Source organism: Shinella sp. HY16 (assembly GCF_028534175.1).
In the GTDB taxonomy this organism is placed as follows: domain Bacteria; phylum Pseudomonadota; class Alphaproteobacteria; order Rhizobiales; family Rhizobiaceae; genus Shinella.
The window spans coordinates 2,067,809-2,094,462 of record NZ_JAHYXL010000001.1 but is presented as its reverse complement, the minus strand read 5'-3'; the positions used below and the strand labels follow the sequence as shown (position 1 = coordinate 2,094,462).

Below are 26,654 nucleotides of genomic sequence, written 5' to 3'. Positions count from 1 at the left end.
GCCGCTAGGTCTTAACCTGGGGAACATTCATACCACGAAGGCATATCATGGCATTTATCGGCATTTCCGGGATGCAGTATTCCGGCGCGTCTCTCTCGCATCACCGTATTCTTGTTGCCGAGGACTCGAATGTCTTCACATCCATGATCTCAAAGCGCCTGAAGGAACTTTTCGACATCGATGTCGAGATATGCCGCAGCTTCGAGGAGCTGGAGCTTGCCTATGACAAGTCCAGTGACAAGATCACGCTCGCGATCTCGAACATCAACCTGCCGGGCGCCGAGAACGGCGAGGCGTTGAACTATCTCGTCGATCTCAGCATTCCGACGATCGTCTTCACCGGCACGTTTCAGCAGAAGACGCGCGACCAGCTGCTCTCCAAGGAAATCGTCGATTATATCCTGAAGGACAACATCTTCGCCGTCGATATGCTGGCCGAATCGGTCTGCCGCTTCCTGACCAATCACAATCACCACGTCCTGATCGTCGATGACAGCGCGACGGCCCGGGCGCTGCTGACGACGCGCCTCAAGCGCTACAATTTCCGCGTCAGCACGGCGGAGAACGGCTCGGCTGCGCTTGCGCTGCTGAAAGCCAATCCCGATATCGGCCTGATGATCACCGACTACAACATGCCCGACATCGACGGTTTCGAGCTGACGCGGCGCATTCGCGGTACGATCGGATCGCACAAGCTGCGCATCATCGGCGTGTCGTCCTCGACCGATCGCCTGCTTTCCGCGCGCTTCCTGAAGGCCGGCGGGAACGACTTCATCATGCGTCCGTTCATCGATGAGGAATTCTACTGCCGCGTTAATCAGAATCTGGACACACTGACCCAGATCAAGACGGCTCAGCAGCGCCTTACGGCCTGATTTTCCTGACATTTCCGTGATCCACCCGGATATGTCCCTTACGTAGCGTAAGATATTTCTTTCCGGATTAACCAGTTGGTAAAACCGGTGGTTTGTAATGCGTTTCAGACCGGAACATCATCAGGGTACTGGACGACGTGGGAGTGGATCCAAATCCGCAGCGAGGGCCTGCATTTCTGCGCCATTCTGGCCAGCAGGTGCTGCTTGTGGAAGACTCGCGCATGTTCTCCACCGCGCTCAGGTACAGGCTTGAGCGGGAGCTTGGGCTTGCCGTCACCCATTGCTCCAGCATGGCTGCCGTCCGGGCGATTTTCCAAGGCGATGCGCCGGAATTCGTGCTGGCCGTGCTCGACCTCAATCTTCCCGATGCGCCGAACTGCGAAGCGCTCGACTATGTGATCTCGAAGGGGATCGCGCCGCTGGTCTTCACGGGTTCCTTCAGCGATGCAACCCGCGATCATATCCTCGCCAAGAACGTGCTCGACTATGTCGTCAAGGACAATCCGGCGGCGATCCAGCAGCTGGTGCTGGCCGTCGACCGCATCCTGACGAGCGGCAAGACGCAGGTGCTCGTCGTCGATTCCGATCCGGAAAGCCTGCAGCGGCAGGTGAGCCTGATCGCCAAGCAGCGCTTCCAGATCATTGCGGTCGAAAGTGGTGCGGCGGCGCTCGATGCGCTCGATTCGCACGGCGGCATCGACATGGTGGTCTGTGATCTCGCGCTCTCCGACATGAACGGTTTCGATCTCCTGGGCGAGATCCGCCAGCGCCACGGCGACGATGCCGTGCGGGTCGTCGGCCTGTCGACCTCCGAGGACCGCATGGTCGCCGCCCGCTTCCTGCGTGCCGGCGGCGATGAATACATCCAGAAACCCTTTCTTGTCGAAGAGTTCAACAGCCGGATCTTCCACGTCGCCGCGATCCAGAAGCGCGTGCAGTCGCTGCACCGTATCGCGGCGCGGGACTATCTCACCGACATCTACAACCGGCGTTACTTTTTCGAGGCGGGGCCACGGCTCGTCGACCAGGCGCTGCGCCGGGGCGAACCCATGTCGATCGCCATCCTCGACATCGACCATTTCAAGCGCCTCAATGACACCTATGGCCACGAGGTCGGCGATATCGTGCTGAAGGCCATCTCGCGCCGGCTCAAGCACAGGGTCGGCGATCGCCATCTTCTGGCGCGACTCGGGGGCGAGGAGTTCGGCATCATTTTCAACGGCTTGCCGCTGGAGGAAGCGCTGGATTACTGCGAGCGGCTTCGCCAGGAACTGGCGGCCCAGCCGATCAACGCGGACGGCGAACCCCTGACGATCACCGTTTCCGCCGGCCTTGCGGCGATTTCCGGCCGGGAGACCTTCGACAACTACCTGAACGCTGCCGACCAGTTCCTCTACATGGCCAAGCATGCCGGCCGGAACCGGGTCTTCTCAGAGCTGTCGCTGATGAGCGCCTTGGCAAGCTGAGCCACGCCGAGGCGGGGCCGGAGCCAGCATTTTCCGGTTCAGCGGGCGATGGCCGAAAGCGTCAGCTTGCGCTCGGCACGTTCCTGCTGGGGCGAGCGGTTGTAGAGTTCGCGATAACACTTGGAGAAGTGTGAGGCGGAAACGAAGCCGCAGGCGACCGCGACCTCCACCACCGGCATCGAGGACTGCACCAGCAGATGGCGCGCGCGGTCGAGCCGGATTTCGAGATAGTAACGGGCGGGCGAACGGCCCATCTCCTGGCGGAACAGGCGCTCGATCTGGCGGCGCGAGAGATCGGCGCTGTCGGCGATCTCCAGCAGGGACAGCGGCTCGGAGAGATTGCTTTCCATCAGTTCGATGATCGACAGAACCTTGGCGTTCTGCACGCCGAGGCGGGCGCGCAGCGGCAGGCGCTGGCGGTCGTGCGGCCCGCGCACGCGGTCGGTCAGCGCCTGTTCGCAGACGCGGTTGACGAGGTTCTCGCCAAAATCCTGGTCGATGAGGTTAAGCATCATGTCGAGCGAAGCAGTGCCGCCGGCACAGGTATAGATGTTGCCGTCGATCTCGTAGAGGTCGGCGTAGACATCGACCTGCGGAAAGGCCTCGGCAAAGCCCGGCAGGTTTTCCCAGTGGATGGCGCAGCGCTTGCCCGAGAGGAGGCCGGCCTGGGCGAGAACATGGGCGCCGGTGCACAGCGAACCGACGGCGATGCCGCGGTTGTAGACCTCACGCAGCCACGCATTGACCGATTTGTTGGAGAAATCCTCCACATAGATGCCGGAACAGACCAGCACCATGGAGGGGCGGCTCTCGCCGCCGAGGTGCTTGCGCTCGTCGGTGAGCGAGGAATTCACCTCGATGCCGATGCCGCTGGAGGACAGAACCTGTTGGCCGTCCGTCGAGGCGAGGCGCCAGGTATAGGCCTCGTAGCCGAGCATGCGGTTGGCGATGCGCAGGGTCTCGATCGCCGCTGAGAAGGGCAGCATGGAGAAGTTGGGCACCAGGAAGAAAACGAGAGAGCGCTTCTTGACGTTTTGCTTGTTCATCGAAGTGTCCATGCTGGGGGCGCGATGTCGCAATCGTCGCAGGCAGGCCGGCAGGTGCGCTAGTATTTTTGCGACACCGAAAGGGATGGTTACGACTGAGGCACGCTGCGTATCGCTGAAATGCCAGCGTCTTCCGGCGGAATTGTGTCTTTGCCTCCGCACTTGCACATTTGCGACCCTGTCGCCGGCATCGTCCGATTGCGACAGCATGCGCCGACGCAAGGAGGTCGCGCCGTTCCGTTTGACAAGTGTCCCCGCCACGCGACATAGGGGAGTGAACTCTTGCAAGGTGAAATCGATGCTGCCAGATGGATATTCGGATGTGCCGGCTGGAAAGCTCGCTGCCGTGGTGACCTGTCTTGAAATGCGGGCACCGCCAGCCGGACGCGCCGATCCCGAACAGGCTGGAATCGTGCTCCAGCACATCGCCCGGCCGGAGATCGCCTGGTATCGCGACCTCTATGGCCGCATCGGTGCCGAATGGCTCTGGGCCTCGCGCCTCGCCATGGCGGAGGCCGATCTCAAGGCGATTCTCCATCATCCCGACGTCGAGGTTTATGCCGTGATGAAGGACGGGCAGGGCGAGGGCCTGCTGGAACTGGATTTTCGCGAGGAGGGTGTCTGCGAACTTGCCTTCTTCGGCCTGACGCCGGCGACGATCGGCAACGGAACGGGGCGCTGGCTGATGAACCGGGCGATCGCACGCGCCTGGTCGCGGGACGGGCATCCGCCGATCCGCCGCTTCTGGGTGCATACCTGCACGCTCGACGCGCCGCAGGCTCTGTCCTTCTACATTCGCTCGGGATTCACGCCGGTCAAGCGCCAGGTGGAGGTCTTCGACGATCCGCGGGTGACGGGCGTCCTGCCGGAAACGGTGGCGCCGGCGGTGCCGATCCTGCGGCCCTGAGGCGCGGCATGCTATAAAAGAAAACCGCCGGAGGGACGTTTGACGGTCAGCTCCGGCGGTGTTCGGCGTCGTCTTTCTTCGGCGGATTGCCGCTACAGTCATCCGTCATCGTGTCGTCTTGTCCCACGAACGGAAGCCGATATCCTTGCGCTGGTCGAAGGACAGGCCTTCCAGCTCCCGCTCGGTGCGATACCGCCGCCAGGCGGATACGATCCGTTCGAAGGCATCCCGGAGGGGATGAGACAGGCTGCCGGTGTGACGGGTGCCAGACGCACGCCGTACCGGACGATGTTCCAATGCTATTGCCATTTCAGGGTCCTTTCGAGCTTGGGAGGTTTCGAAAGGTCGCGACCTTGATCGTGACTATGTCGCAACCTTATGCATCAATCAAACGAATATATTTGATTGAATTTATCAGTGTTCTTCATGATTGATGGCGGCCGGCCAGTTGATGTCGTCCTTGAGGTAGGATGGCAGCTGTGCCAGTTCTTCGGCTGTGTGGCGGGCGGCATTGCGCCGGCGGCGGGCTTCTATCGCGTCGCCCACGAAGCGCCGTATTGCGTAGTAAAATCCGTTTCCACGAACCGCAACGGCGAGATCGGCGCCGCTTGCGTACGATTTCTGCGTATCCATGGCGTTTTTCCTTCCACTCGGTGGCTTGTGAGGTTGACTATCCGCCCATCTCGGTTTTCAATCAAACGAAATGAAGTGACAGTTTGCTTCAGATTTTCTGATCCATGGAGGTAGGCATGAACCTGCTGATGCGCCAGACGCTCCCCTTGCTGGAACTCGACATCCTCAGAACCTTCGTGGCGATCGCCGAGACTGGCAATTTCACCACGGCCGCCGAAACGGTGCACCGCACGCCCTCTGCCGTTTCCATGCAGATCAAGAAGCTGGAGGAACTGCTCGGCTGCACGCTGTTCCGCCGCGATGCGCGTTCCGTGGTGCTGACGCATCATGGTGAAGTGCTGCTGTCCTATGCGCGCCGGCTGATCGCGCTCAGCAACGAGGCGGTGTCACGCTTCATGATGCCGGAAATGAACGGTGTGGTGCGGCTCGGTGCGCCTGACGATGTCGGCGAGCTCATCCTGCCGGAAGTGTTGCGCCGCTTTGCCGAGACCTATCCGTCGATCGCCGTCAATGTATCGATCGAGACGAGCGGCAATCTGCGCCGCGCCGTCGCCGAACGCCGGCTCGACCTTGCCATCTTCAATGCCACGGACGGCACCATTCCCGTTCCCGGAGAAATCCTGCTCAAGGAGCAGCTCGTCTGGGCCGGCAAGAATTGCGGCAATGCGCATCTGAAGAACCCTCTGCCGGTATCGGTCTGGGAAGAAGGCTGCATCTGGCGGGCGCGGGCGCTCGAGGAGCTGAGCCGGTCGGGTCGTGATTTCCGCGTCGCCTATTTCTGCGCCCATCACATGGGCCAGCGCGCCGCCATCCGGGCGGACCTTGCGGTTGCGCCACTCGCGCGCTTCCTGGTGGGGGACGACATGGTGGCGCTCGGCGAGAAGGACGGCCTGCCGGATCTCGGTCATTACCTGATCGGCCTCGTCGTCAACGAGGAGGCGGAAACGCCGGCGCTCGCCGTCGCGGAATATATCCGCGCCGCCTTCGCCCGCATGGAGCGCCGGCCGATGGATATGCTGCAGGTCGCCTGCTGAACCACGGCGGGCCGGCGGTGCCCGGCCTACCGGCCGCCTACTCGTAGGTATAGGACGCGCACATCTGCGCGTCGCTTTCCGGCATGTCCTGCGTTGCGAAGACGGCGACGGTCGTCGTATCGGCATCGCCCCAGGACGCGACATAGGTGACGGGCTCGCCGCACAGCCGGTTGCCGTTGTTGAGGACCGGATCCGATGCCTCCTTGAGGCTGTAGACTGACGCTGCCACCGTCTCGCCGCCCACCACGAACGTATCGCCGACAAGTTCGTCGAAGGTGATCTGCTTGCCGTTCTCGAAGGTGATGCCGAAATCGTCGAACTCGATATCCCCTGTAATGGCCATCGCCGTGTTGCTGATCGCCGCATAGGTATCGGCAAGGGCAGGCGAGGCGATGCCGAGGCAAAGGGCAAGGGCGAGAAGGCGGGCGCGGTTCATCGGGACACTTTCTGTCAGTAGCGGCGGCAGCTCAGCGTACGGCTGCTTTCGGAAGAGGAGAAATCGAGCGTGTCCGCGGTGATCGCGGACAGGTAGATGTAGACCTCGTCGGAGAGGAACAGCGTGTAGGAGCCGTCCGACCCCTCCTGTACCTCCTGGACGTCGTAGGTGTCGTCGCCGATGCTGTAGGCCGTGACGGTGAAGACGAAGGGCGCGCCGTCGCATTCCCATTCGCCGGTGAAAGGGTAGTCCTCCTGGGCGCGCGCCGGCAGGCTGCTGGCGACAAGAAGAAGGCTGGCGGCGACGAGGCGGGCAAGCGTCATGGACGAGGCTTTCACACGCTGTGAATTGCGGGAGGTTACGCGGTCGATATGGCAATCAACGGGCGAGACCGTCGCCCTATTCTCGGATCATGCCGATGAACCGCCGAAAACAAAACGGATTTTTTGCGGGGTGGTTTATGGGGGAGCGGTTCGGCAGTGGTGGGGTGGCTTGTGCGGCGTCCTGCCTGGATGCGGAGATGCCGGGCGCCCCCTTACTCCCGGCTGCGCCGCCGCCGTCGTCCGCCACCTTCGCCGCCGCCATCGTCGGCCAGCACCTTGCGCTCCGGCAGGGTGACGACCTTGGCGAGTTCCGGGAAGGGATCCACCTTGTTCGGCAGTGCCATGGCGTTGACGAAAAGCTGCTGGAAGTTGGGCTCCAGCGCCGTCTCGATCTTCTCGATATGGGCGACCGTCCTTTCGATCTCGCGGCGGTGGTCGCGGTTGAGAAGCGCCATGAGCGCGCCCGTGCCGGCGGCGTTGCCGACGGCCTTCACCTCGGCAAGGTCGCAATCCGGGATGAGGCCGAGCACCATGGCGTATTTCGGATCGATGAAGGAACCGAAGGCGCCGGCAAAGCGGATCGTGTCGACATACTCGATGCCAAGCTTTTCCATCAGGAGCTTGATGCCGGCATAGAGCGCCGACTTGGCGAGCTGGATGGCGCGGATGTCGTTCTGCGTCACCGTGATGCGCGGCTCGCCGTCATGCAGCAGGTAGGAGAAGGTGCGCCCGTTCTGCAGGATGCGCGGGCTTTTTTCCACCATGGAGCCATCGACCACGCCGTCCTCGGAGATGACGCCGGCGAGGTACATCTCCGCGACGACCTCGATGATCGCCGAGCCGCAGATGCCGGTGACGCCGACGCTCTTGGCGGCTTCGGCAAACCCCTCTTCGTCCGACCACTTGTCGACGCCGATGACGCGGAAGCGCGGCTCCAGGGTCGCGGGATCGATGCGCACGCGCTCGATCGCGCCTGGAGCAGCGCGCTGGCCAGAGGAGATTTCCGCGCCTTCGAAGGCAGGCCCGGTGGGCGAGGATGCGGCGACGACACGGTCCTTGTTGCCGAGCACGATTTCCGCATTGGTGCCGACATCGACGAGCAGCATCATGCGATCCTGCCGGTAGGGGCCTTCGGAAAGTGTCGCGCCCGCCGCATCCGCGCCGACATGGCCGGCGATGCAGGGCAGCGTGTAGAGCCGCGCACCGCGGTTCACGTCGATGTCGAGTTCGTGCGCCCAGTATTGCAATGCGCCCGACACGGCGAGCGCGAAGGGCGCCTGGCCGAGCTCCGTCGGATCGATGCCGAGGAAGAGGTGGTGCATGATCGGGTTTGCCACGAACACCATGTCGAGGATGTCGTGCCGGTCGACCTCGCCTTCGCCGCAGACCTTGCCGATCAGGCTGTTGACGGCCTCGCGCACGGCCTTGGTCATGGCTTCCCGGCCGTCCGGGTTCATCATGACGTATGAGACGCGGCTCATCAGGTCTTCGCCGAAGCGGATCTGCGGGTTGGACGTGCCGGAAGAGGCGACGATGCGGCCCGACAGCAGCGACACGAGATGCATGGCGATGGTCGTCGAGCCGATGTCGCAGGCGATGCCATAGGCCTCGTTCTTCAGGCCGGGATAAAGGGCGACGATGAAGGGGCGCGAAGAATCCATGTCGCGGTGGATGGCGGCGGTGACGCCCCAGTTGCCCTTGCGCAGGATCGACTGCACCTGCGGGATGAGATGGGGGGCGATCAGGAGATCCTTCCAGCCCCAGTCCTTTTCCAGCATTACCTTCAGGCGGTCGAGATCGCCGAGCGGCTTGTGCATGTCTGGCTCGTCCACCTCGACATAGCAGAGCTGGACCGCGGCGTTGCGCTCGATCACACGGTCGGTCGCGGCCTTGCGCACGACCTGTGCGTTGATCACGGTGTCCTGCGGCACATCGACGACGAGATCGCCGAGGATGAGGGCGGAACAGGAGAGGCGACGGCCATCAGGCAGGCCACGGATCTTTTCGTAGCGCTCTTCCTTCGGGCCCTTTTCCGAGATGTGGTCGAGGGAGGAGACGATCTTGTGTTTTGCGAAATTGCCTTCCTGCACCTCGATCTGACAGCGCCCGCAGGTGGCACGGCCGCCGCAGACGCTTTCGACATAGACGCCGAGTTTGCGCGCAGCTTCAAGAACGGGCGTGCCCACCGGGAAGCGGCCACGCTTGCCCGAGGGCATGAAGAGGACGAGCGGCTCCTTCACCGAGGCTTCGGTCATGTTGATCTCGTTCTCACCTTCGATGCGCATCGGTCGTACTCTCTTTTCGGCGTGAAACGACGCATCTCAGCCCTTTCTGGCCGAGAGACGCCGCACATTGCGGCGCACGCGCTTGCCATAGGGCTTCAGCGCGGCTTCCGAGACGGCGCGGGCCGCAGCTTCGGGCGATGCCGCCGTCATCATGGCCTTTGCAACAGCAAAATTGGCCGCCACGACGCTTTCCGCCGTGGCAGCCATCTTTTCGGTGACCATCCGGGTCATCTCGGCCGTGTTCTGGGTCGAGCCCGTCATCGCCGCCATGCCCATCTCGTGGCAGCGCATGGCGATCACGAGAGGCGCCTCCAGCCAGAGGCTGAAGGCGTCGCGACGGAGCTGTCGCCCGCCGGCCACGTTATTCCCGGGCCGCGCCGGCGCCGGCGCGGGCTGCACGGCCGCCACGGCGGCCGCCACCGGCTGCCGGAGCTGCGGACGCGGCGGCAACGCCGCCGCCTTCGGCAGGCTTGTGGTCGCGGTAGGTCATGATCCAGTTGGTGCAGTTGGCGTCGGTGCCGTTCAGCACGTTGGCGGCGCGCACGGCTTCCATTTCCTGCGGGCGGCAGGGGTTCATGATGGCGGACGTCATGCCGGCGCCGATGACCATGGGGATGAAGCCGGCATTGATGCCGTGGCGGTGCGGCAGGCCGAAGGAGATGTTGGAAAGGCCGCAGGTCGTGTTGACCTTCAGTTCGTTGCGCAGGCGATAGAGCAGCTGGAAGACCTGGCGGCCGGCATCGCCGAGCGCGCCGATCGGCATGACGAGCGGGTCGACGACGATGTCATGCGGCTTGATGCCATGGTCCATGGCGCGCTCGACGATCTTCTTGGCAACGGCGAAGCGCACGTCCGGGTCCATCGAGATGCCGGTCTCGTCGTTCGAGATGGCGACGACCGGAACGTCGTACTTCTTGACGAGCGGCAGGATGGCTTCGAGCTTCTCTTCCTCGCCGGTGACGGAATTGACCAGCGGGCGGCCCTTGGCGACCTTCAGGCCGGCCTCGATGGCGGCGGTCACAGAGCTGTCGATGGCGAGCGGAATGTCGACGAGGCCCTGGACGATTTCCAGCGTCTGCACCAAAAGGCCCGGCTCCGTCTCGTTCGGGTTGACCGAGGTTACACCTGCATTGATGTCGAGCATGGTGGCGCCGGCGGCGACCTGTTCCAGCGCGTCCTTGATCACGGTCTCGAAGTTGCCGGCCTGCATTTCCGCGGCCAGCTTCTTGCGGCCGGTCGGATTGATGCGTTCGCCGATGACGCAGAAGGGCTGGTCGAAACCGATGATGATTTCGCGGGTGGCCGAGGCGACGATGGTGCGTGTCATATAGGGTCCTCTGGGGCGGGGCGCCGGGTTTGATCTAGCGCGCGATTTCCGGTGTTACAAGCGGCATGCCGGCGGTGGCAGGCATGGGGATCAATGGGGGTGATGGGCAGCGATCTCCGCCATCTGCTGCTGGTTCTGCTCGACGCCCTCGCGGGTTCTTTCGATGCGTTCGGCAACGAGCTGGTCGACCGGGTTCGGTTCCCGCTTCCAGGGGCGCCGGCCTTTCAGCACGCCGGAATCATGCACGATCTCTGCGACATATTCTTCCTGTCGGTACGCCATGACGTGAATGCCGGAAACGCCCTCGATCTCCTTCACCTCGTTGATGATGTCGATGCAGAGCTGCTTGCCTTCCTTCTTCTGGTCCTGGGCGCCCTCGAGCCGCGCGATGACGGAATCGGGAATGTGAATGCCGGGCACGTTGGAGCGGATCCACTTCGCCGTTTTGGCCGAGGCCATCGGGCCGACGCCGACGAGGATGTAGCACTTCTCGTGCAGGCCGAGGTCGCGCACCTTCTTCATGTATTCGCGGAACATCGGTACGTCGAAGCAGTACTGGCTCTGCACGAACTGTGCGCCAGCCTCGATTTTCTTCCCGAGGCGATAGGGGCGGAAGTCGTAGGGCGGGGCGAAAGGGTTGATCGCCGCGCCCAGAAAAACCTTCGGCGGCGAGGTCAGCTTGCGGCCGGAGAGGAACTTCGAATTGTCGCGCATGATGCGCACGGTTTCGAGCAGCGACATGCAGTCGAGGTCGAAGACCGGCTTTGCGCCCGGCTGGTCGCCGGCCTGTACGCCGTCGCCGGTGAGGCACATGATGTTGGTGACGCCCATAGCCGCGCCGCCGAGCACGTCGCCCTGGATGGCGATGCGGTTCTTGTCGCGGCAGGCGATCTGCATGATCGGCGCATAACCCATGCGGGTCAGGAGCGCGCAGATGCCCACGGAGGACATGTGGCAGTTGGCGCCGGACGCATCGACCGCGTTGATGCCGTCCACCCAGCCGTCGAAGATCGCGGCGCGCTCGTAGACGTCTTCCGGGTTGGCGCTGTCGGGCGGGTTGAGTTCCGTCGTGACGGCGAATTCGCCGCGGCGCAGCACGCGCTCCAGCCGGCCGAGCGAGGAATGACCGGGCAGGGGATCGAGCGGCAGGTGGGGGCCGAGCGGGTTTTCGTCGATATGCGCCATGGATCAGGCGTCCTTTCCGGCAGCGGCGGCAGCTTCCTTGGCCGCGGCGGCTTCGGCCGTCACGCGCAGCCAGGAGGAGGTTTCGCGCAGCGACTGGTTCACCGGCTTCTGCACGTTCATGATGGCATCTCCCTTGGCCATGTTCTGGGAGCCCTTCCAGGCCTGGACCCAGACGCAGGGCATGTCCGGTTCCACTTCGCAATTGCCGTTGGCGCGCACGCCGCCGCAGGGGCCGTTGCGAAGCTGCTTGGGACAGTTCATCGGGCAGGACATGCCCGTGGACGACAGTGCGCACTGGCCGCACATGCGACAGTCGAAGAGAAAGCCCTTCACATGCTTTTCGACAAAGGTGATCGGCCGTTCGACGCGCTGGTAGCCGAACAGCTTCCAGACGGGATGGAGGAGCAGGAAAACCTCGGCGAAGCGGTGGTAGAACCACTCGAAGAAGCGGGAGTTGCGCACGGCCCACAGGCGGATCGTGTATTTGCGGCGGGCCCGGCGGCTCGGCGAGACGCCGGCCGGCGTGAAGGCGCCGGTGGCGGCCTTCTTGGCGGGTGCGGCATTGCCCGGTTTCTGGATGGCGTCAGCCATTGTCGCGGCCTCCGGCCTTGACGAGGGCGACGAGCCGTTCACGGTCATAGGCGGCTTCCAGCTCGGCCGCGGCCTTGTCGGCTTCCGTCTCCAGATCGTCGGAGACCGGGATGGGGTCGGCCTTGCGCCATTCGGCGAGATAGTCGTCCGTCTCGGCGGCGCCCGTGCGCATGGCGCACATGTCGATCGCCTCGGTGAAGCGCAGCGACAGTTCCCGCTTGGCGCTCGTGCGGCCCTTCTTGATGATGACCTGGGCGGGGATGTCGCGCCAGTAGACGATGATGCGGTCTGCCATGTCGAAAATTCTCCCAGAGCGTCTGCGTGTTTCTTCGGATCGCGAAAACGCTCTTCCTCCTATTGCGCAAATCCGGACGGAAAACCGTGGCACACTTTTCCTGGAATTGCTCTAGCGCTGACAATGCGGTTTGGCCGCGTCGCGGGCTTCACTCGCCACGACTGCCCCATGTTCAAAAACGACGTGGGATTCGACTATACAGAAGGAATTACCAGATGCCGCGGGTCACGCCGTTCAAGAGCCATGTCCAGATCGGCGGATGATACCATTGCCGCGAGGGCGCCGCTATTTTCAAGGGCTTGAGATTGCCGGTCACCGCATCGCGCATCGCCTTGACGATGATGCCCGTCGAGGCCGCCGTCTGGAGCAGCGGATAGGTGTGCATCGTGTCGCGTTTGGAGGGGGTGACGCGCTGCTGGTAGAGCACGTCGCCTGTATCGACGCCGGGATCGACGAGGTGCACGGTGCCGCCGAAATTCGCCTCGTCGCGCTCGATGCGTGACCAGTAGCCACCTTGCAGGCCGCGATATCGCGGATTGATGCCGGCGTGGAAATTGAGGACGGGGCAGGCGATCGCCGCGAGCGTCCCGGCCTTCATCATGCGGCAGCTGACGAGAAGCAGTGCGGCCGGCCGCACCTCTTCCAGCGCTGTCAGCAGTTCGGGGCCGTTGGCCGAGGGGATGGCGATGCGGCGGATTGTCGAGTCCGTCGAGGGGTTTGCGCCGTATTCTTCGAGGATTTCCTCAGCGCGTTTTGCGGTGAAGCGCTTGCCGTATTTGGAAACGACCATGGTGGCGAGCTGGCCGAGGGCCTGCATCCAGCCAAGCTTTTTCGCGCGCCGCCGGATGAACAGCTTTTTCGATTCGGGTTGCTCCTCGATGACGACAAGGTTCGGGAAGGTGGTCTTGACGGCGTTGACGACGATTTCCGGGTTGGGGCCGGGCTGGATCAGCATGGCCACCGTTTCCATCCGTATGTCGCGTTCCGTCATGTCCCAGGCCTCGCCAGTCTTTTGCGGCATCTTCGTCGCGATGGCTTAGGAAGCGGTAACTGCGTTGGGGATTTGCCGGGCAGGGCTAAGGATTGGTTAGCGGGCGCGTAAAAGCTCGCCCGTCAGGTCGCCGTAACCGGTGAAGCGATACTCGTAGGCAAGGCCGAGATAGTCCGCCGCCTCTTTCGCCTTCTGCTTCAAACCCTCGTCCTCGACCTGCGAGAGATAGACGAGCTTCCTGTAATTGCCGAAGTACATGTCCTTAAGCTGGGGATGGCGATCGAGACCGAGCGGTTCGATGACGAAGGCGCGGAACTGGCGGGCGAGGAAATCGGTGAGGAAGAAGGAGGTGACGTCGTCGTCCTTGGCCGCGAAGGCGGCGTTGCCGGCGAAGAAGGAATAACAGTGCGGCCCGGCGATGCGCTCGACGCCCTCGCGCTCGCAGAGCCGGTCGAGCAATCCGCCCGTGCCGCAATCCGCATAGCCGACGAAAATGCGGGAAAACCCCTCGGCCCGCGCCTCGGCGATCGCCTGCTCCACGCCGGGCGTGATCTTTTCCGGATGGGCGTGCCAGATCGCGGGAAGACAGAGCAGGTCGATATGGGAAAGACCGTTCGCCTCGCGGATGGCAAGGACTTCACGGGCGATGGCGCCGCAGGCGATGACGCGAACTTTTTCCGCGCTGCCACGTTCCGCTTCGTCGCCGGCTGGTCTAATTTCCGAGTCGAGTGCATTCATGAGAGGATCCCGCCATGACCGCGAAAAATCTTGCCCGTCTCGGCATTGTCTTTACCGCGCTGCTGGTGCTCAGCGCCTGTGGCAACACCATCCGCGGCCTCGGCCGTGACACCGCCAACGCGGTGGATGCGACCCAGGATGCCGGTCGCCGGGTCGTGCATTCCGTCAATTGATAGATCATGGTGAAAGGGCGCCGGTGCAAGACCGGCGCCCTTCAAAAATCAGCCGGCAAGCATGTTGTGCTTGCGCTTCATGAATTCCTTGGCGGTTTCCACGGCGACGGCCGCATCGCGGCAGTAGGCGTCGGCGCCGACGGCCTTGCCGAATTCCTCGTTCAGCGGCGCGCCGCCGACGAGAACGACGTAGTCGTCGCGCAGGCCCTTTTCTTTCATCGTGTCGATGACGACTTTCATGTAGGGCATGGTGGTCGTCAGCAGCGCCGACATGCCGAGGATGTCCGGCTGCTCGCGTTCGATGGCCTCGAGGTAGTTTTCGACCGGGTTGTTGATGCCGAGGTCGATGACGTCGAAGCCGGCGCCTTCCATCATCATGCCGACGAGATTCTTGCCGATGTCGTGGATGTCGCCCTTGACGGTGCCGATGACCATCTTGCCCTGCTTGGGCGCGCCGGTGGCGGCGAGCAGCGGACGCAGGATCGACATGCCGGCCTTCATCGCATTGGCCGAAAGCAGCACTTCCGGAACGAAGAGGATGCCGTCACGGAAATCGACGCCGACGATGCGCATGCCTTCGACGAGTGCCTGGGTCAGGACGTCGTAGGGGGCCCAGCCGCGCTCGAGAAGGATGTTGGTGCCTTCCTCGATTTCCTCCTTCAGGCCGTCGTAGAGGTCGTCGTGCATCTGCTGCACGAGCTCTTCGTCGGAGAGATCGGCGAGAATGATTTCGTCGTCAGACATTGTGTTTCCTCGTCTCCAGTGGCGCTGCGGCGGCAGGCTCTCACCATAAGGAATAGCGTTCCTCTTGCGCGAACCTGATTTTGAAAGCGACGTCGCATATGGCGAAAAGCGACCCGTTTCCCGCTTCTTGCATGAATAGCCGGTAAAGCCGTGAATTGACAGTGCAAACACGTCAATGCCGCTACGCTGCCCGTCGCAATCCCGCTATAGTCTCGCCCATGCCGGTATCCCGCGTGCGCCACCGCTTGGCGCATTGAGAACCGCCCCGCCCCGGCGGCTTGCTAGCATAGAACGAGAGGCGCGTTCGGGCGCCGGAAAGAACAAGGCCCGTGGTGCTTTTCTGCACCGCGACAACAAGGAAAGACGGATCATGAGCGAGGACATTCAGCAGGTGGCAGGCGAGGGCGCCGGTGAAGGCGGCGGTCGCCGTTCGCGTGAGGGTCGGGGTGCGGCCGCGCGGCGCGCCTCGCGCACCGGGGGCGGCCCGGGCCCGTCGCTGCCCTACATCACCCGCAAGATCAAAGAATACGAAGTCCTCGACGAAGAAGGCCTGCAGCTCATCGAGGCGAATGCCGACCGGGTGCTGGAAGAGATCGGCATCGAGTTCCGCGAGGACCCCGAAGCTCTCCAGCTCTGGCGGGACGCCGGCGCCGACGTGCGCGGCGAGCGCGTGCATTTCCCCAAGGGCCTCTGCCGAGAACTCCTGAAGACCGCGCCGTCGAACTTCACCTGGCATGCCCGCAATCCCGAGCGCAGCGTGCATATCGGCGGCAAGGCCACCGTCTTCGTGCCGGTCTACGGCCCGCCCTTCGTGCGCGACCTGGAAGGCAACCGCCGCTATGCAACGATCGAGGATTTCCGTAATTTCGTGAAGCTCGCCTATATGGCGCCGTCCATGCATTCTTCCGGTGGCACGGTCTGCGAGCCGGTGGACGTTCCGGTGAACAAGCGTCACCTGGACATGGTCTACAGCCACATCAAATATTCCGACAAGCCGTTCATGGGCTCGGTCACCGCGCCGGAACGCGCGGAAGATTCGATCGCCATGGCCAAGCTCGTCTTCGGCGACGAGTTCGTCGAAAACAACACGGTCATGATGAACCTCATCAACGCCAACTCGCCGATGGTCTTCGACGAGACCATGGTGGGCGCGCTGAAGGTCTATGCGCGGCATAACCAGGCCTGCGTCGTTTCGCCGTTCATCCTGTCGGGCGCGATGAGCCCGGTGACGGTCGCCGGCACGCTGACGCAGATCCTTGCCGAAGTCCTCGCCGGCGCCGCCTTCACACAGCTCATCCGCAAGGGTGCGCCGGTGCTGTTCGGCACCTTCGCGGCCTCGATCTCCATGCAGTCGGGCGCGCCCACCTTCGGCTCGCCGGAGCCGTCGCTGGTGTCCTACGGCGCGGCGCAGCTCGCCCGCCGTCTCGGCATTCCGTTCCGGACCGGCGGCTCGCTCTGCGGCTCGAAGATCCCGGATGCGCAGGCCGCCCACGAATCGGCCAATACGTTGAACATGACGCTGCTCGCCGGCACGAACTTCGTGCTGCACGCCGCCGGTTGGCTGGAAGGCGGCCTCGTTGCCTCCTACGAAAAGTTCATGATCGATCAGGACCAGCTCGGCATGCAGCAGAAATTCGCCGAGGGCATCGACCTCTCGGAGAACGCCCAGGCGCTCGATGCGATCCGCGAAGTCGGCCCGGGCAGCCACTATCTCGGCTGCGCCCATACCCAGGCCAATTTCCAGACCGCCTTCTATCGCTCGCCGCTTGCCGACAACAATTCGTTCGAGCAGTGGGAAATCGAGGGACAGAAGCGCATTGAAGACCGCGCCAACGCGCTCTGCCGCACCTGGCTCGAGCACTACGAGGCGCCCTATCTCGATCCGGCGATCGACGACGCGCTGCTGGCCTATATGGCGGCCCGCAAGGATTCGATGCCGGACGCCTTCACCTGAAAGGGTCCCGATCGCGCCAGGGAGCAAGGCGGAGCAACGCGGGTGGCGGACATGATCCAGAAGGACGTCTGGCGTCCCCACTATGAAATCAAGGGAGACGTGACCCGGTGAGGGCGCGTCGTCCCGATCTCGATATGATCCGTGCGGCTCTCCAGCCGCACGGTCTTTTTTTGCGCGGTGCCGTGAATTTTCGTGAGGGCGAAACACCGCCTGAGCTGGCGGATGGCCGCCCGGCAGCAAGCGTCGCGCTCATCGGCAATATTGGCAGCTCTCTCTGGCCGGCCTTTTCCCGTTGGCGGAAAGGGCGATCCGGCCCCGATCCGCTCGACACCTGGTCGAAGGCGGTGATAGAGCCCGTTGCCGCGGCGGCAGGGGCGACCGCCTGGTTTCCCTCCGATCCGCCCTGGCAGCCGTTTCAGCAATGGGCTATGCGGGCCGAGGGCCTGAAAGCCTCGCCGCTCGGGATCCTCATCCACCCCGTCTACGGCCTTTGGCACGGCTATCGCGGCGCACTCGGCTTTGCCGATCCGATCGGGGACGCGCCGTCGCGGGCATCGCCGCATCCCTGCGACCACTGTCCGGACAAGCCCTGCCTCACCACCTGTCCCGCTGCAGCCGTTCGCCCGGATCTGTTCGACGTCTCCGCCTGCCGTGCCTATCTGCGCGCGCCCGCGGGGCAGGGCGGCTGCATGTCGGCCGGCTGCCTTGCCCGTGCCGCCTGTCCCGTGGGCGCGGCCTATCGCTATGATGCCGCGCAGCTTCGATTCCACATGGCGGCGCTCTCGCTTTGACGCCGACCCGCCGCTAAATTCGCCGCAATGCCAGTCGAGCCAAACGCCATGCGCGTCCTTCCCATTCTCCTCCTGTTCCTCGCTCTCGGGAGCCCCGCCATGGCCGAAGCGCCAAAATGCACCGAGATCGACCACCTTGCCGGCCGCTATACCGTCTGCACCTTCGATCCGAAGACGGACACGATCCGCCTCTACGGCACGGCGACGCTCGGAAAGCGCGGGGCGACCTACGACCAACTCAACACCCATCTCCTCCGCAACAACCAGCACATGCGCTTTGCGATGAACGGCGGCATGTATCATCCGGACTATGGTCCGGTGGGGCTGCTGATGGAAAACGGCAGGGAGACGGGCGCGCTCAACCGCGGCGACGCCTTCGGCAATTTCTTCATGAAGCCGAACGGCGTTTTCTGGGTGGGGGATGGCGAAGCGGGCGTGATGGAGACGGACGCCTATGCGAAGGCCGGGCTGTCGCCGGTCGCGGCGACGCAATCGGGACCGATGCTGGTCATCGACGGATCCATCCATCCGCGTTTCCTGCCCGATGCCAGCAGCCTGCAGATCCGCAACGGCGTCGGCATCCTGCCGGACGGGCGGGTCGCCTTCGCAATCTCGAAAACTCCGGTGCGCTTCCACGATTTCGCGACGCTCTTCCGTGACCGGCTGCACAGTAAAAATGCGCTCTTTCTCGACGGCAGCATTTCCAGCCTCTACGCCCCGGAAATCCGGCGCCACGACCGGGACGCCGTGATGGGTACCATCATCGCCGTCGTAAAAAATCTGCCCTGGTGAGATTTTTTTGAACGCAGGCCCAAGGATCGCCGCCCGAGACACGTCTGAAAGGATAGTGCACAGCAATCGGGATGGACCCGTGGAAACAGAACTCGTCGAAAAGGCGGCCTCAGGCGACAGGCAGGCGTTCGCCGCGCTTGTCGAAGGCCGCTATGATTTTATCCATGCCGTCGCCTGGCGATGGTGCGGCGACCGGCAGGATGCCGAGGACGTGGCACAGGAGGTGTGCATACGCCTTGCCAGCGCCATCCGCGGTTTCAAGGGCGCCAGCCGCTTCGGGACCTGGCTCTATTCGGTGACGCTGAATGCGGCGCGCGACCAGCTGCGCAAGCGGCGCCGGGCCGAATGGCGCGACGCCGCCTATCTGCGCGAACAGGCCGTGCTGGACGATGCCCCCGCTGACGACGGCAATGAGGAGCTCTGGCAGGCGGTGCGGCAGTTGCCCGACAAGCAGCGCGACGCCGTGCTGCTGATCTACGGCGAGGGGCTCAGCCATGCGGCGGCGGCCGATGTGCTCGGCTGCGCCGAAACGACGATTTCCTGGCATGTGCACGAAGCCCGCAAGCGCCTGAAGGTGCTTTTGCGCGATGCGGCCGCGTGACGGAAGGACAGACGATGAGCGATCTCGACCTCGAAAAACTTGCCCGCAACAGGGCTCCCGCCGCCGACCCCGCGGCCCGTGCCCGCGCGCTTGCCGCCGCCATGGAGGCGTTCGACGGCGCGGAAAAAAATGCGACCAGCCCCCAAGGATCGTGCTCGGGCGGGCGTCAAAGCTCCATCTTCAACCGGATATGGAGCCCCATCATGAACCGCAAATTTCTCGCCGGCTCGGCCCTTGCCACGCTGCTCGTCGTGCCCGTCGCTGGTCTTGTCAGCTATGAACTGGTGCGCTATGGCACCGTGCCGCTGACCACGGAGACGGAGGTCGTAGAAAAGCCGGTCGATGCCGATCTGCGTGCGCGCAAGCTGGAAGCGAAGGCGGGTGAATTCAATGCGGAAGACGTTTCAGCCGCGTTGAAGGAGAGCGGCCAGGGCGGCAGTGCGAAGCGGTCGTCCGATGCGAAAGCGAAGGCGGACGCCACTCAGACGACCACGGTGTTCTCTACCGAACCTGCCCCGCTCGCTGAAAGCCGTCAGGAGGAGGTGGTCGCCACCGTCCCGGATTCATCCTTGCTCGGCGGGGTTGTTCCGACGCCGGAACTGAGCCAGACCACTGCCGAAACGTCCGTTGGTCATATCGATCTCAGCGGACACGAATCTGCTGTCGTCGAGGGTGCCGCCAACATGCAGGCCCTGAGCCGCGCCATAACACAGCCCTCCGCGGCAGCTGATGCCATCGCGATGCCCGTGCCCGAGGAGGACCGCGAGCGTTTCGCTTCGGCCGATCCCAATCCGGTCAAGAGCGTCACCACCGATCCGGTCTCGACCTTTTCGGCTGATGTCGACACGGCCTCCTATTCCTATGTGCGCCGCGCGCTGCTCGGCGGCAGCCTGCCGGATCTCGAGGCAGTGCGGGTGGAGGAACTGGTCAACTACTTCCCCTATGACTGGAAGGGGCCGGAGACCGCGGAAAAGCCGTTCAACGCCACCGTCACGGTCATACCAACGCCCTGGAACAAGAACACCGAGCTGCTGCATATCGGCATCAAGGGGTTCGAGACGGTGCCGACGGCGCAGCCCGCCGCCAACCTCGTCTTCCTCATCGACGTCTCCGGCTCAATGGACGAGGCGGACAAGCTGCCGCTGCTGAAGGGCGCCTTCCGCTTGCTGGTCGGCAAGCTGAAGGACACGGACACCGTTTCCATCGTCACCTATGCCGGCAATGCCGGCGTGGTGCTGGAGCCGACGGCAGCGAAGGACCGCCAGAAAATCCTCGACGCCATCGACACGCTCCAGCCGGGCGGCTCGACGGCGGGCGCCGAGGGTATCGAGGCGGCCTATCGGCTGGCGGAGAAGGCCTTCAAGAAGGATGGCGTCAACCGCGTCATGCTGGCGACGGACGGCGATTTCAACGTCGGCCCGGCCAGCGACGAGGACCTGAAGCGCATCATCGAGGAGCGCCGCAAGAGCGGTATCTTCCTTTCGGTGCTTGGTTTTGGCCGCGGAAACTACAATGACGGCATGATGCAGACGCTAGCGCAGAACGGCAACGGCACGGCAGCCTATATCGATACGCTGGCCGAGGCACAGAAGACGCTGGTGGAGGAGGCGGGTTCCTCGCTCTTCCCCATTGCCAAGGACGTCAAGTTCCAGATCGAGTTCAATCCCGACCGCATCGCCGAATACCGCCTGATCGGCTACGAGACCCGCGTGCTCAACCGCGAGGATTTCAACAACGACAAGGTGGATGCCGGCGACATCGGCTCCGGCCATCGGGTGACGGCGATCTACGAGGTGACGCCGAAGGGCAGCCCCGCCGTGCTGAACGACCCGCTGCGTTATGGCAAGGCACAGCCGGCGGCCGAGAGCGGCAGCGGCGAACTCGCCTTCCTGAAGATGCGCTGGAAGAAGCCGGGCGGCGAGACGAGCGAACTGGCAACCCTGCCGGTGACGGATGCGAATGCCGTCGCCGATGTGAGCGCCGCCTCGACGGATGTACGCTTCTCGGTCGCCGTCGCCGCCTTCGGGCAGAAGCTGAAGGGCGTGACGGCCCTGCAGGACTATGCCTATGGCTCGATCCTCGGGCTTGCAGAGGCAGCGAAGGGCAACGACCCCTTCGGCTATCGCGCCGAGTTCCTCAAACTCGTCCAGCTCGCCGGCGGCCTTTCCGGCGAAAAGGCGGAGTAGGGCTGGTCGCCCTTCATTCGGCCTGCCGAAACGTCTCCCCCGCATTGGGGGGAGACGGGCTAAGCGGCGGGTTTTTCCGCCGCCTTGCAACTGTTGTTTGCGGCCGCCGGCGCCACATCGCCTTCGCTCCACGTGCTGGGTGGCAGCAGTCGCAGCCGGATGAGGGGCGCCGTCCAGCGGCGCTCCTTTGCTTGTGGCAGCGTCTCGTAGCCGCGCGCGGTGCCTTCGGCCAATGTCAGCCCGACATCGCGCAGCAACCGTGTATCGCGCCTAGCAATGAGCAGCCGCAAGGCCTCCCGCTCCGCCTGCCTCCGGCGAAACCGCATCCATTCTTCTCGTAGTTTTCCGATGATTCCCATGGCCTTGCCTTCTCTTTCACGACAAAGCCAAGCAAAACCGTAGACATTTCACAAACGAATAGCGATTATGGCAGGCATCAGAAAAAGCGATGGCGCCATGTATCCCCCTCTCGAAAGCGATCTGCTCCGTATTTTCGTCGCCGTCGCCCAGGCCGGCAATGTCACCCATGCCGCCGACAGGCTCGGGCGCACGCAATCGGCAATCAGCATGCAAGTGCGCAAGCTGGAGGATTCGGTGGGGGCGATGCTCTTCGAGCGCGGCCCGCGCGGTGTTGCCCTGACGCGGGAAGGCCAGCGGCTGCTGCCCTATGCGCGGCGCATCGTCGGGCTCGTCGACGAGACGACGGCGGCGATGCGCACCGTGCCGCTCGACGGCCCGGTGCGCGTGGGCATTCCCGAGGAATACAACCAGACGGTCTTGCCCAATGCGCTGGCGGCGTTTGCGGAAATCCATCCGGATACCGAGGTGACGGTGCTCTGTGGCTACACCGCCCAGCAGCTTGCGGCACTGGAGGCCGACGAGCTCGACCTCGCCATCATCTTCGACTGGTGCGACGGGGTCTCCGGCGAGCTTCTGGCGATCGATCCGACGGTCTGGGTCACCTCCGTGGCGCACAACCGGCATCTGGAACGCCCGATGCCGGTGGCCGTCTACTGGCGCTCGAGCTGGTGCCGGGATTTCGCCCTGCGCTCGCTGGAGCGGCACACGATCCCCTATCGCATCGCCTATACCTGCGACACCAGCGGGGGCCTGCGATCGGCGGTCATGAGCGGGCTGACCGTCGCGCCGCTGTCGCGCAGCAACATCCCGCCCGGCACGCGCGAACTGACCGCGGCGGACGGTTTTCCGCCGATCGATTCGTCCCGCGTCGTGCTGAAGCGCAATCCGCGGCGCAGCGGGCCGACGATCGACGGCATGGCCGACATGATCCGCAAATCCTTCGGGCCGCTGGCGGTGCCGGCCGATCAGGCCTTCGGATAGGCGCGTTCGAGGCCGCCCGAGCGGGTGAGGCCGGCGCGGAAGGCGGCATAGGCGGCGTGCTGGCTGGAGCGGGCGGCTTCAGTCAGCCGCATCTGCAGGCGCGCCGGCGCCGCCTCGCCCAGCCATTCGCCGAGCTTTTCCAGCTTCAGGGAGTTGAGAAAGCGGGCAGCGGCGGCGCGGTTGAGATACAGGTCGAGGCCTCCAAGCAGGTTCTCGTCCTGCTTGGGGTTTTCCATCAGCAGGCGCAGATAGGCCTGCTCGGTTTCGCCGAGGGCACCCAGCTTGTCGGCCACGGTCTCCCGGTCGGGAAAGGCTGCAAGATCGGCACTCATGATGGTCTCCCAAGAATCACGTCGTCTTAAATAGGACAGGGAAAAAGCGGGTCGCAAGCCGGTCGGTGAATGTTTGGACTAAAAATCCAATATTGACAAATTATCTATCTTTGGGTTGTTTGTCCGCATGTACGACTCATCGAATGCCGACCTGCTGCTTCGCCAGCACACCGCGACGGCCGCGGCCATCTCGACCCTGTTCTATCCCCATGCCGAAGTCGTGCTGCACGATCTCGAGACGGGTCTGATCGCCGGCATCTGGAATGCCTTTTCCGGCCGCAAGGCGGGCATGGAATCGCTCGTCGAGGAGGAGTTGGAGGAAGCCGGCGAGGGCGGCATCTACGGCCCCTACGAGAAGACCGGCGAGGACGGGCGGCGCCTGAAGTCGGTGACGGCGGTGCTGAAGGACGATTTCGGCCAGGCGCTCGGCCTCTTCTGCATCAACATGGATGTCTCGCATTTCGATGCCGCGGCAAGGCTGCTTTCGGCCTTTACCGGTGCAGCAGCCGCCCGCCCGGCCTCGCTTTTTGCCGGCGACTGGCGCGAGGAGATCAACACGGCGCTGCACGACTGGCTGCGCACCCGCGGGCTGGCGCTGACGGCGCTGAAGAAGGGCGACCGGGTGGCGCTCGTCGCCGCGCTCGACGAACGCGGCCTGTTCCAGACCCGCAATGCCGTCGATCATCTCGCCGGCCTCATCGGCGCCTCGCGCGCTTCGATCTACAACTATCTCGCCGATGCCCGGCGCCAGAACCAGAAGGACAGGACCCTGTGACGACGCTGCCGGATTTCCGCCTCGAAACCCATTTCTCGCGCTGGGAATTCAAGGCGCGCCACCACATGACGGCAAGCGATGCCGAGACGATGACCATGTCGGACCTCCTGGCGCTGGCGGGACCCGCGGATCGCGAGGCCTGGGAGCGCGTGGCGCTCGGCTATACCGAAACCTGGGGCGCGCCGGAGCTGCGCGAGACCATCGCAACGACCTATGACACGCTGTCGGGCGCCGACATCCTGACCTTCGCCGGCGCGGAGGAGGGGCTGTACTGCGCCATGCTGGCGCTGCTTTCAGCCGGTGACCATGCCATCGTCACCGTGCCGAACTACCAGTCGATGGAGACCATGCCGGTCACCATATCAGGCAACGTCACGGGCATTGCGCTCCGGCCGGAAAACCGCTGGCAGCTCGATCTCGACGACGTGCGCGCCGCGTTGCGCCCCGAAACAAAACTCATCGCCGTCAATTTCCCGAACAATCCGACGGGCACCATCGCCGATCAGGCGATTTTCCGTGGACTGGTCGATCTTTGCGCCGAGCGCGGCATCCATCTCTTTTCCGACGAGGTCTATCGCGGACTGGAGATCGACGCGGCAAAGCGCCTGCCGCAGGCGGCCGACCTGTTCGACAGGGGTATTTCACTCAATGTGATGTCCAAGGCCTATGGCCTGCCAGGCCTGCGTGTTGGCTGGATCGCCAGCCGTGACCATGCATTGCTGTCGCGCATGGAGAAGATGAAACACTATCTTTCCATCTGCAATGCGCGCCCCTCCGAGGTGCTGGCCGGTATCGCGATCAAGGCACGCGAAACGATCTTCGCCCGCAACCGCACGCTCTGCGCGGAGAATATGGCCAAGCTCGGTGCCTTTTTCGCCGATTATCCGGATCTTTACGACTGGGCCGAGCCGGACGGCGGCTGCGTCGCCTTCCCGCGCTATCGCGGTGCGGATGGCGTCGAGGAGCATTGCCGCCGGCTGGTCGAGGAGAAGGGCGTGCTGCTGCTGCCTTCCAGCCTCTATGTCTCGGACCTTCTGCCCGTACCGTCGGATCGTTTCCGTGTCGGCGTCGGTCGGCGCAACATGGAGGCGGGACTTGCAGCATGGCGGGCGTTTTTGGAAGCGTCGTAAGCTCCTCCCGACGGTCCGGCAATCGGGGTCCGGTGCTGCCGCCGCCTCTCTCGAAGCGTGCGGTGGCTTCCTTCATGCGTGATCGTCCTCCTCTCGACAGAGCAGACGCGCTGCGGCAGTGTACAGCGGCACGCCCAGCGAAAGGAGACACTATGACTGCTCCGCCGATACCGGCACTGGTCGCCGTGGTGTTCGACCGCTATCCGGCGGCGGTGCGGGCACGATTAATGGAAATCCGTGAGGCGATCTTCGCGGTCGCCGCGGAAACGCCGGGCGTCGGCGCCCTTGTTGAAACGCTCAAATGGGGCGAGCCGGCCTATCTCACGCAGGAGAGCCGGTCGGGCAGTTCCATCCGGCTGGGCGTTTCCCGGCAGGCGGCGGATTGCGGCGCGGTGTTCTTCAATTGCCAGACCACGCTCGTGCCGACGTTCCGGATGCAGTTTGAAGGGGTTTTTGGCTTTGAGGGCAATCGTGCGATCCTCATTCCCGCGGGTGAACCACTGCCACGGGCGCCGCTGGCCTTCTGTCTCCACGCCGCCCTGACCTATCACCGGCGAAAATCGGGTGCCTGAACGACAAAGGGCGCCCACCGGGCGCCCTTCTGGCCTCAGCCGCGACGGCGGCCGCGTTCGCGGGCAGGTGCGGCGGCGCTTTCGTCGGCGGTCTTGTTGCGCAGCGGGCCGATCTTTTCGATGATGGTTTCCAGCGTCGGACGTTCGCGCGGCTCATGCGCGTCGAGCGCAACGCGCATGGCTGCGAGGTGCTCGCAGGACGTGCCGCAGCAACCGCCGATGATGCGCGCGCCGGCATCGCGGGCAAGGCGGGCATATTCGGCCATCAGCGGCGGCGTGCCGGAATAGTAGATTTCCGCACCGCGATATTCCGGGATGCCGCAATTGCCCTTGACGACGACGGTCGCGGACGGGTCGGCGCCGGTCATGTCGAGCAGCGAGGACAGGATGTCGGACGCGCCGACGCCGCAATTGGCGCCGACGGCGAGCGGGCCCGCGCCGATATCGCCGGCAACGCCATGGATGTCCCGCGGATGCAGGCCCATCATGGTCTTGCCGGCCGTGTCGAACGAGCCGGTATAGACGAAGGGCATGCCGGTCTTGGTGGCCGCTTCGGCCGCGGCGCGGATTTCCTCCGGCGAGGACATGGTCTCGATCCAGGCGACATCCGCACCACCGGCCTTCAGACCTTCGATCTGTTCGGCGAAGGCGGAAACGGCATCGTCATAGGTCATCGCGCCGAGCGGCACGAGCAGTTCGCCCGTCGGGCCGACGGAACCGGCGACGATCACCTTGCGCGGTGCCTTGTCGGCGACGGCACGGGCGATCTCGGCGGCCTTCTTGTTGAGGTCGAAGACGCGGTCCTGCGCATGGTGCAGCTTCAGGCGATGGCGCGTGCCGCCGAAGGTGTTGGTGAGGATGATGTCCGCGCCGGCATCGACGAAGTCCTGGTGCAGCTTCGTGATGTTCTCGGGTTTGGCCTCGTTCCACAGCTCCGGTGCTTCCCCGGCTTCGAGGCCCATGGCGAAGAGCGAGGTCCCGGTCGCGCCATCGGCGAGCAGGAAGGGCTTTTCGGCAAGAAGCTGGGCAAGCGGGTTCGTCGCGGTCATCGGTGGATCCTTCTGTTTGTCACATCATATAAAGATTTCTTTATGTGATTGCAACGGCGGATTGGCGGCTCGTTCGCGGAAG

General features: G+C 63.9%; 31 protein-coding genes. 14 read left to right on the top strand and 17 right to left on the bottom strand.

Annotation, left to right across the window (positions count from 1 at the left end):
* The first annotated feature begins 47 nt into the window (after positions 1-47).
* Both K0P03_RS10585 and K0P03_RS10580 read left to right on the top strand, forming a co-directional pair.
* Positions 48-875 (top strand): response regulator, encoded by an 828-nt coding sequence (locus tag K0P03_RS10585; protein WP_024271529.1) that lies wholly within the window; start codon positions 48-50, stop codon positions 873-875.
* 221 nt (positions 876-1,096) lie between these two features.
* Positions 1,097-2,341: a GGDEF domain-containing response regulator gene (locus K0P03_RS10580; protein WP_024271528.1), complete on the top strand. Its 1,245-nt coding sequence runs from the start codon at positions 1,097-1,099 to the stop codon at positions 2,339-2,341.
* Between the two features lie 38 nt (positions 2,342-2,379).
* On the opposite strand, the gene K0P03_RS10575 is transcribed toward K0P03_RS10580, so the two are convergent.
* Positions 2,380-3,387, bottom strand: coding sequence for a GlxA family transcriptional regulator (locus tag K0P03_RS10575; protein WP_023516966.1), 1,008 nt, complete (start codon positions 3,385-3,387; stop codon positions 2,380-2,382).
* A 298-nt stretch (positions 3,388-3,685) separates the two neighbouring features.
* Between K0P03_RS10575 and K0P03_RS10570 the strand changes: the two genes are divergently transcribed.
* Positions 3,686-4,294 (top strand): GNAT family N-acetyltransferase, encoded by a 609-nt coding sequence (locus K0P03_RS10570; protein ID WP_272789540.1) that lies wholly within the window; start codon positions 3,686-3,688, stop codon positions 4,292-4,294.
* A 105-nt stretch (positions 4,295-4,399) separates the two neighbouring features.
* On the opposite strand, the gene K0P03_RS10565 is transcribed toward K0P03_RS10570, so the two are convergent.
* Together K0P03_RS10565 and K0P03_RS10560 are read right to left on the bottom strand one after the other, a co-directional pair.
* Complete coding sequence (locus tag K0P03_RS10565; RefSeq protein ID WP_272789539.1) at positions 4,400-4,603, bottom strand: hypothetical protein; 204 nt, start codon at positions 4,601-4,603, stop codon at positions 4,400-4,402.
* Between the two features lie 105 nt (positions 4,604-4,708).
* On the bottom strand, positions 4,709-4,927 hold the full coding sequence (locus K0P03_RS10560; RefSeq protein WP_024271527.1) for a hypothetical protein: 219 nt from the start codon (positions 4,925-4,927) through the stop codon (positions 4,709-4,711).
* A gap of 116 nt (positions 4,928-5,043) precedes the next feature.
* On the opposite strand from K0P03_RS10560, the gene K0P03_RS10555 reads away from it, so the two are divergent.
* Positions 5,044-5,961 carry a LysR family transcriptional regulator gene (locus tag K0P03_RS10555; RefSeq protein ID WP_023517077.1) on the top strand — a complete coding sequence of 306 codons (918 nt, stop codon included), beginning with the start codon at positions 5,044-5,046 and terminating at the stop codon, positions 5,959-5,961.
* A gap of 37 nt (positions 5,962-5,998) precedes the next feature.
* On the opposite strand, the gene K0P03_RS10550 is transcribed toward K0P03_RS10555, so the two are convergent.
* From K0P03_RS10550 to K0P03_RS10505, 10 genes are all read right to left on the bottom strand, one after another.
* Positions 5,999-6,397: a hypothetical protein gene (locus tag K0P03_RS10550; RefSeq protein ID WP_245290145.1), complete on the bottom strand. Its 399-nt coding sequence runs from the start codon at positions 6,395-6,397 to the stop codon at positions 5,999-6,001.
* 14 nt (positions 6,398-6,411) lie between these two features.
* Complete coding sequence (locus K0P03_RS10545) at positions 6,412-6,720, bottom strand: hypothetical protein (protein WP_272789538.1); 309 nt, start codon at positions 6,718-6,720, stop codon at positions 6,412-6,414.
* A gap of 212 nt (positions 6,721-6,932) precedes the next feature.
* Positions 6,933-9,005, bottom strand: coding sequence for an ASKHA domain-containing protein (locus tag K0P03_RS10540; RefSeq protein WP_272789537.1), 2,073 nt, complete (start codon positions 9,003-9,005; stop codon positions 6,933-6,935).
* Between the two features lie 36 nt (positions 9,006-9,041).
* The gene (locus K0P03_RS10535; protein ID WP_037409419.1) at positions 9,042-9,365 is read right to left on the bottom strand and encodes a hypothetical protein; all 324 of its coding nucleotides are present in this window, start codon (positions 9,363-9,365) and stop codon (positions 9,042-9,044) included.
* A gap of 1 nt (position 9,366) precedes the next feature.
* A complete protein-coding gene (locus K0P03_RS10530; protein WP_272789536.1) occupies positions 9,367-10,332 on the bottom strand; it encodes a methyltetrahydrofolate cobalamin methyltransferase in 966 nt (321 codons plus the stop codon).
* Between the two features lie 90 nt (positions 10,333-10,422).
* The gene (locus K0P03_RS10525) at positions 10,423-11,517 is read right to left on the bottom strand and encodes a methylenetetrahydrofolate reductase (RefSeq protein WP_023514487.1); all 1,095 of its coding nucleotides are present in this window, start codon (positions 11,515-11,517) and stop codon (positions 10,423-10,425) included.
* Positions 11,518-11,520: 3 nt separating this feature from the next.
* Positions 11,521-12,108: a methylenetetrahydrofolate reductase C-terminal domain-containing protein gene (locus K0P03_RS10520; RefSeq protein WP_023514486.1), complete on the bottom strand. Its 588-nt coding sequence runs from the start codon at positions 12,106-12,108 to the stop codon at positions 11,521-11,523.
* Entirely contained in the window at positions 12,101-12,403 is a 303-nt protein-coding gene (locus K0P03_RS10515; RefSeq protein ID WP_023514485.1) for a virulence factor, read from the bottom strand. The genes K0P03_RS10520 and K0P03_RS10515 overlap by 8 nt, the downstream gene beginning before the upstream one ends.
* 208 nt (positions 12,404-12,611) lie before the next feature.
* Positions 12,612-13,394 carry a formyl transferase gene (locus K0P03_RS10510; protein WP_023514484.1) on the bottom strand — a complete coding sequence of 261 codons (783 nt, stop codon included), beginning with the start codon at positions 13,392-13,394 and terminating at the stop codon, positions 12,612-12,614.
* 96 nt (positions 13,395-13,490) lie between these two features.
* Positions 13,491-14,132 (bottom strand): DUF1638 domain-containing protein, encoded by a 642-nt coding sequence (locus tag K0P03_RS10505; RefSeq protein WP_272789535.1) that lies wholly within the window; start codon positions 14,130-14,132, stop codon positions 13,491-13,493.
* 14 nt (positions 14,133-14,146) lie between these two features.
* Here K0P03_RS10505 and K0P03_RS10500 point away from each other — a divergent pair, with 14 nt between their 5' ends.
* Positions 14,147-14,305 carry an entericidin A/B family lipoprotein gene (locus tag K0P03_RS10500; protein ID WP_023514482.1) on the top strand — a complete coding sequence of 53 codons (159 nt, stop codon included), beginning with the start codon at positions 14,147-14,149 and terminating at the stop codon, positions 14,303-14,305.
* A gap of 48 nt (positions 14,306-14,353) precedes the next feature.
* On the opposite strand, the gene K0P03_RS10495 is transcribed toward K0P03_RS10500, so the two are convergent.
* Positions 14,354-15,049 carry a corrinoid protein gene (locus tag K0P03_RS10495; protein WP_023514481.1) on the bottom strand — a complete coding sequence of 232 codons (696 nt, stop codon included), beginning with the start codon at positions 15,047-15,049 and terminating at the stop codon, positions 14,354-14,356.
* A gap of 370 nt (positions 15,050-15,419) precedes the next feature.
* Here K0P03_RS10495 and K0P03_RS10490 point away from each other — a divergent pair, with 370 nt between their 5' ends.
* From K0P03_RS10490 to K0P03_RS10470, 5 genes are all read left to right on the top strand, one after another.
* Positions 15,420-17,003, top strand: a complete 1,584-nt coding sequence (locus K0P03_RS10490; RefSeq protein ID WP_023514480.1) for a trimethylamine methyltransferase family protein — start codon at positions 15,420-15,422, stop codon at positions 17,001-17,003.
* Positions 17,004-17,137: 134 nt separating this feature from the next.
* On the top strand, positions 17,138-17,794 hold the full coding sequence (locus K0P03_RS10485) for a ferredoxin (RefSeq protein WP_272790471.1): 657 nt from the start codon (positions 17,138-17,140) through the stop codon (positions 17,792-17,794).
* A 99-nt stretch (positions 17,795-17,893) separates the two neighbouring features.
* Entirely contained in the window at positions 17,894-18,586 is a 693-nt protein-coding gene (locus tag K0P03_RS10480) for a phosphodiester glycosidase family protein (RefSeq protein WP_272789534.1), read from the top strand.
* A 79-nt stretch (positions 18,587-18,665) separates the two neighbouring features.
* The gene (locus K0P03_RS10475; RefSeq protein WP_050743294.1) at positions 18,666-19,187 is read left to right on the top strand and encodes an RNA polymerase sigma factor; all 522 of its coding nucleotides are present in this window, start codon (positions 18,666-18,668) and stop codon (positions 19,185-19,187) included.
* A 14-nt stretch (positions 19,188-19,201) separates the two neighbouring features.
* Positions 19,202-21,373 (top strand): vWA domain-containing protein, encoded by a 2,172-nt coding sequence (locus K0P03_RS10470; protein WP_272789533.1) that lies wholly within the window; start codon positions 19,202-19,204, stop codon positions 21,371-21,373.
* 59 nt (positions 21,374-21,432) lie between these two features.
* Here K0P03_RS10470 and K0P03_RS10465 read toward each other — a convergent pair whose 3' ends face one another.
* Positions 21,433-21,699 (bottom strand): hypothetical protein, encoded by a 267-nt coding sequence (locus K0P03_RS10465; protein WP_272789532.1) that lies wholly within the window; start codon positions 21,697-21,699, stop codon positions 21,433-21,435.
* Positions 21,700-21,829: 130 nt separating this feature from the next.
* On the opposite strand from K0P03_RS10465, the gene K0P03_RS10460 reads away from it, so the two are divergent.
* Entirely contained in the window at positions 21,830-22,714 is an 885-nt protein-coding gene (locus K0P03_RS10460) for a LysR family transcriptional regulator (protein ID WP_037409434.1), read from the top strand.
* Here the strand turns inward: K0P03_RS10460 and K0P03_RS10455 are convergent.
* Complete coding sequence (locus K0P03_RS10455) at positions 22,699-23,046, bottom strand: hypothetical protein (protein WP_024271524.1); 348 nt, start codon at positions 23,044-23,046, stop codon at positions 22,699-22,701. The genes K0P03_RS10460 and K0P03_RS10455 overlap by 16 nt on opposite strands.
* Positions 23,047-23,173: 127 nt before the next feature.
* Between K0P03_RS10455 and K0P03_RS10450 the strand changes: the two genes are divergently transcribed.
* From K0P03_RS10450 to K0P03_RS10440, 3 genes are all read left to right on the top strand, one after another.
* The gene (locus K0P03_RS10450; protein WP_023515531.1) at positions 23,174-23,821 is read left to right on the top strand and encodes a helix-turn-helix transcriptional regulator; all 648 of its coding nucleotides are present in this window, start codon (positions 23,174-23,176) and stop codon (positions 23,819-23,821) included.
* Positions 23,818-24,951 (top strand): pyridoxal phosphate-dependent aminotransferase, encoded by a 1,134-nt coding sequence (locus tag K0P03_RS10445; RefSeq protein WP_272789531.1) that lies wholly within the window; start codon positions 23,818-23,820, stop codon positions 24,949-24,951. Before K0P03_RS10450 ends, K0P03_RS10445 begins: the two co-directional genes overlap by 4 nt.
* Positions 24,952-25,139: 188 nt before the next feature.
* A complete protein-coding gene (locus tag K0P03_RS10440; protein WP_272789530.1) occupies positions 25,140-25,523 on the top strand; it encodes a DUF1801 domain-containing protein in 384 nt (127 codons plus the stop codon).
* Between the two features lie 35 nt (positions 25,524-25,558).
* Here the strand turns inward: K0P03_RS10440 and bmt are convergent, their stop codons facing one another.
* The gene (gene bmt, locus K0P03_RS10435; protein WP_272789529.1) at positions 25,559-26,572 is read right to left on the bottom strand and encodes a betaine--homocysteine S-methyltransferase; all 1,014 of its coding nucleotides are present in this window, start codon (positions 26,570-26,572) and stop codon (positions 25,559-25,561) included.
* Positions 26,573-26,654: the final 82 nt, after the last annotated feature.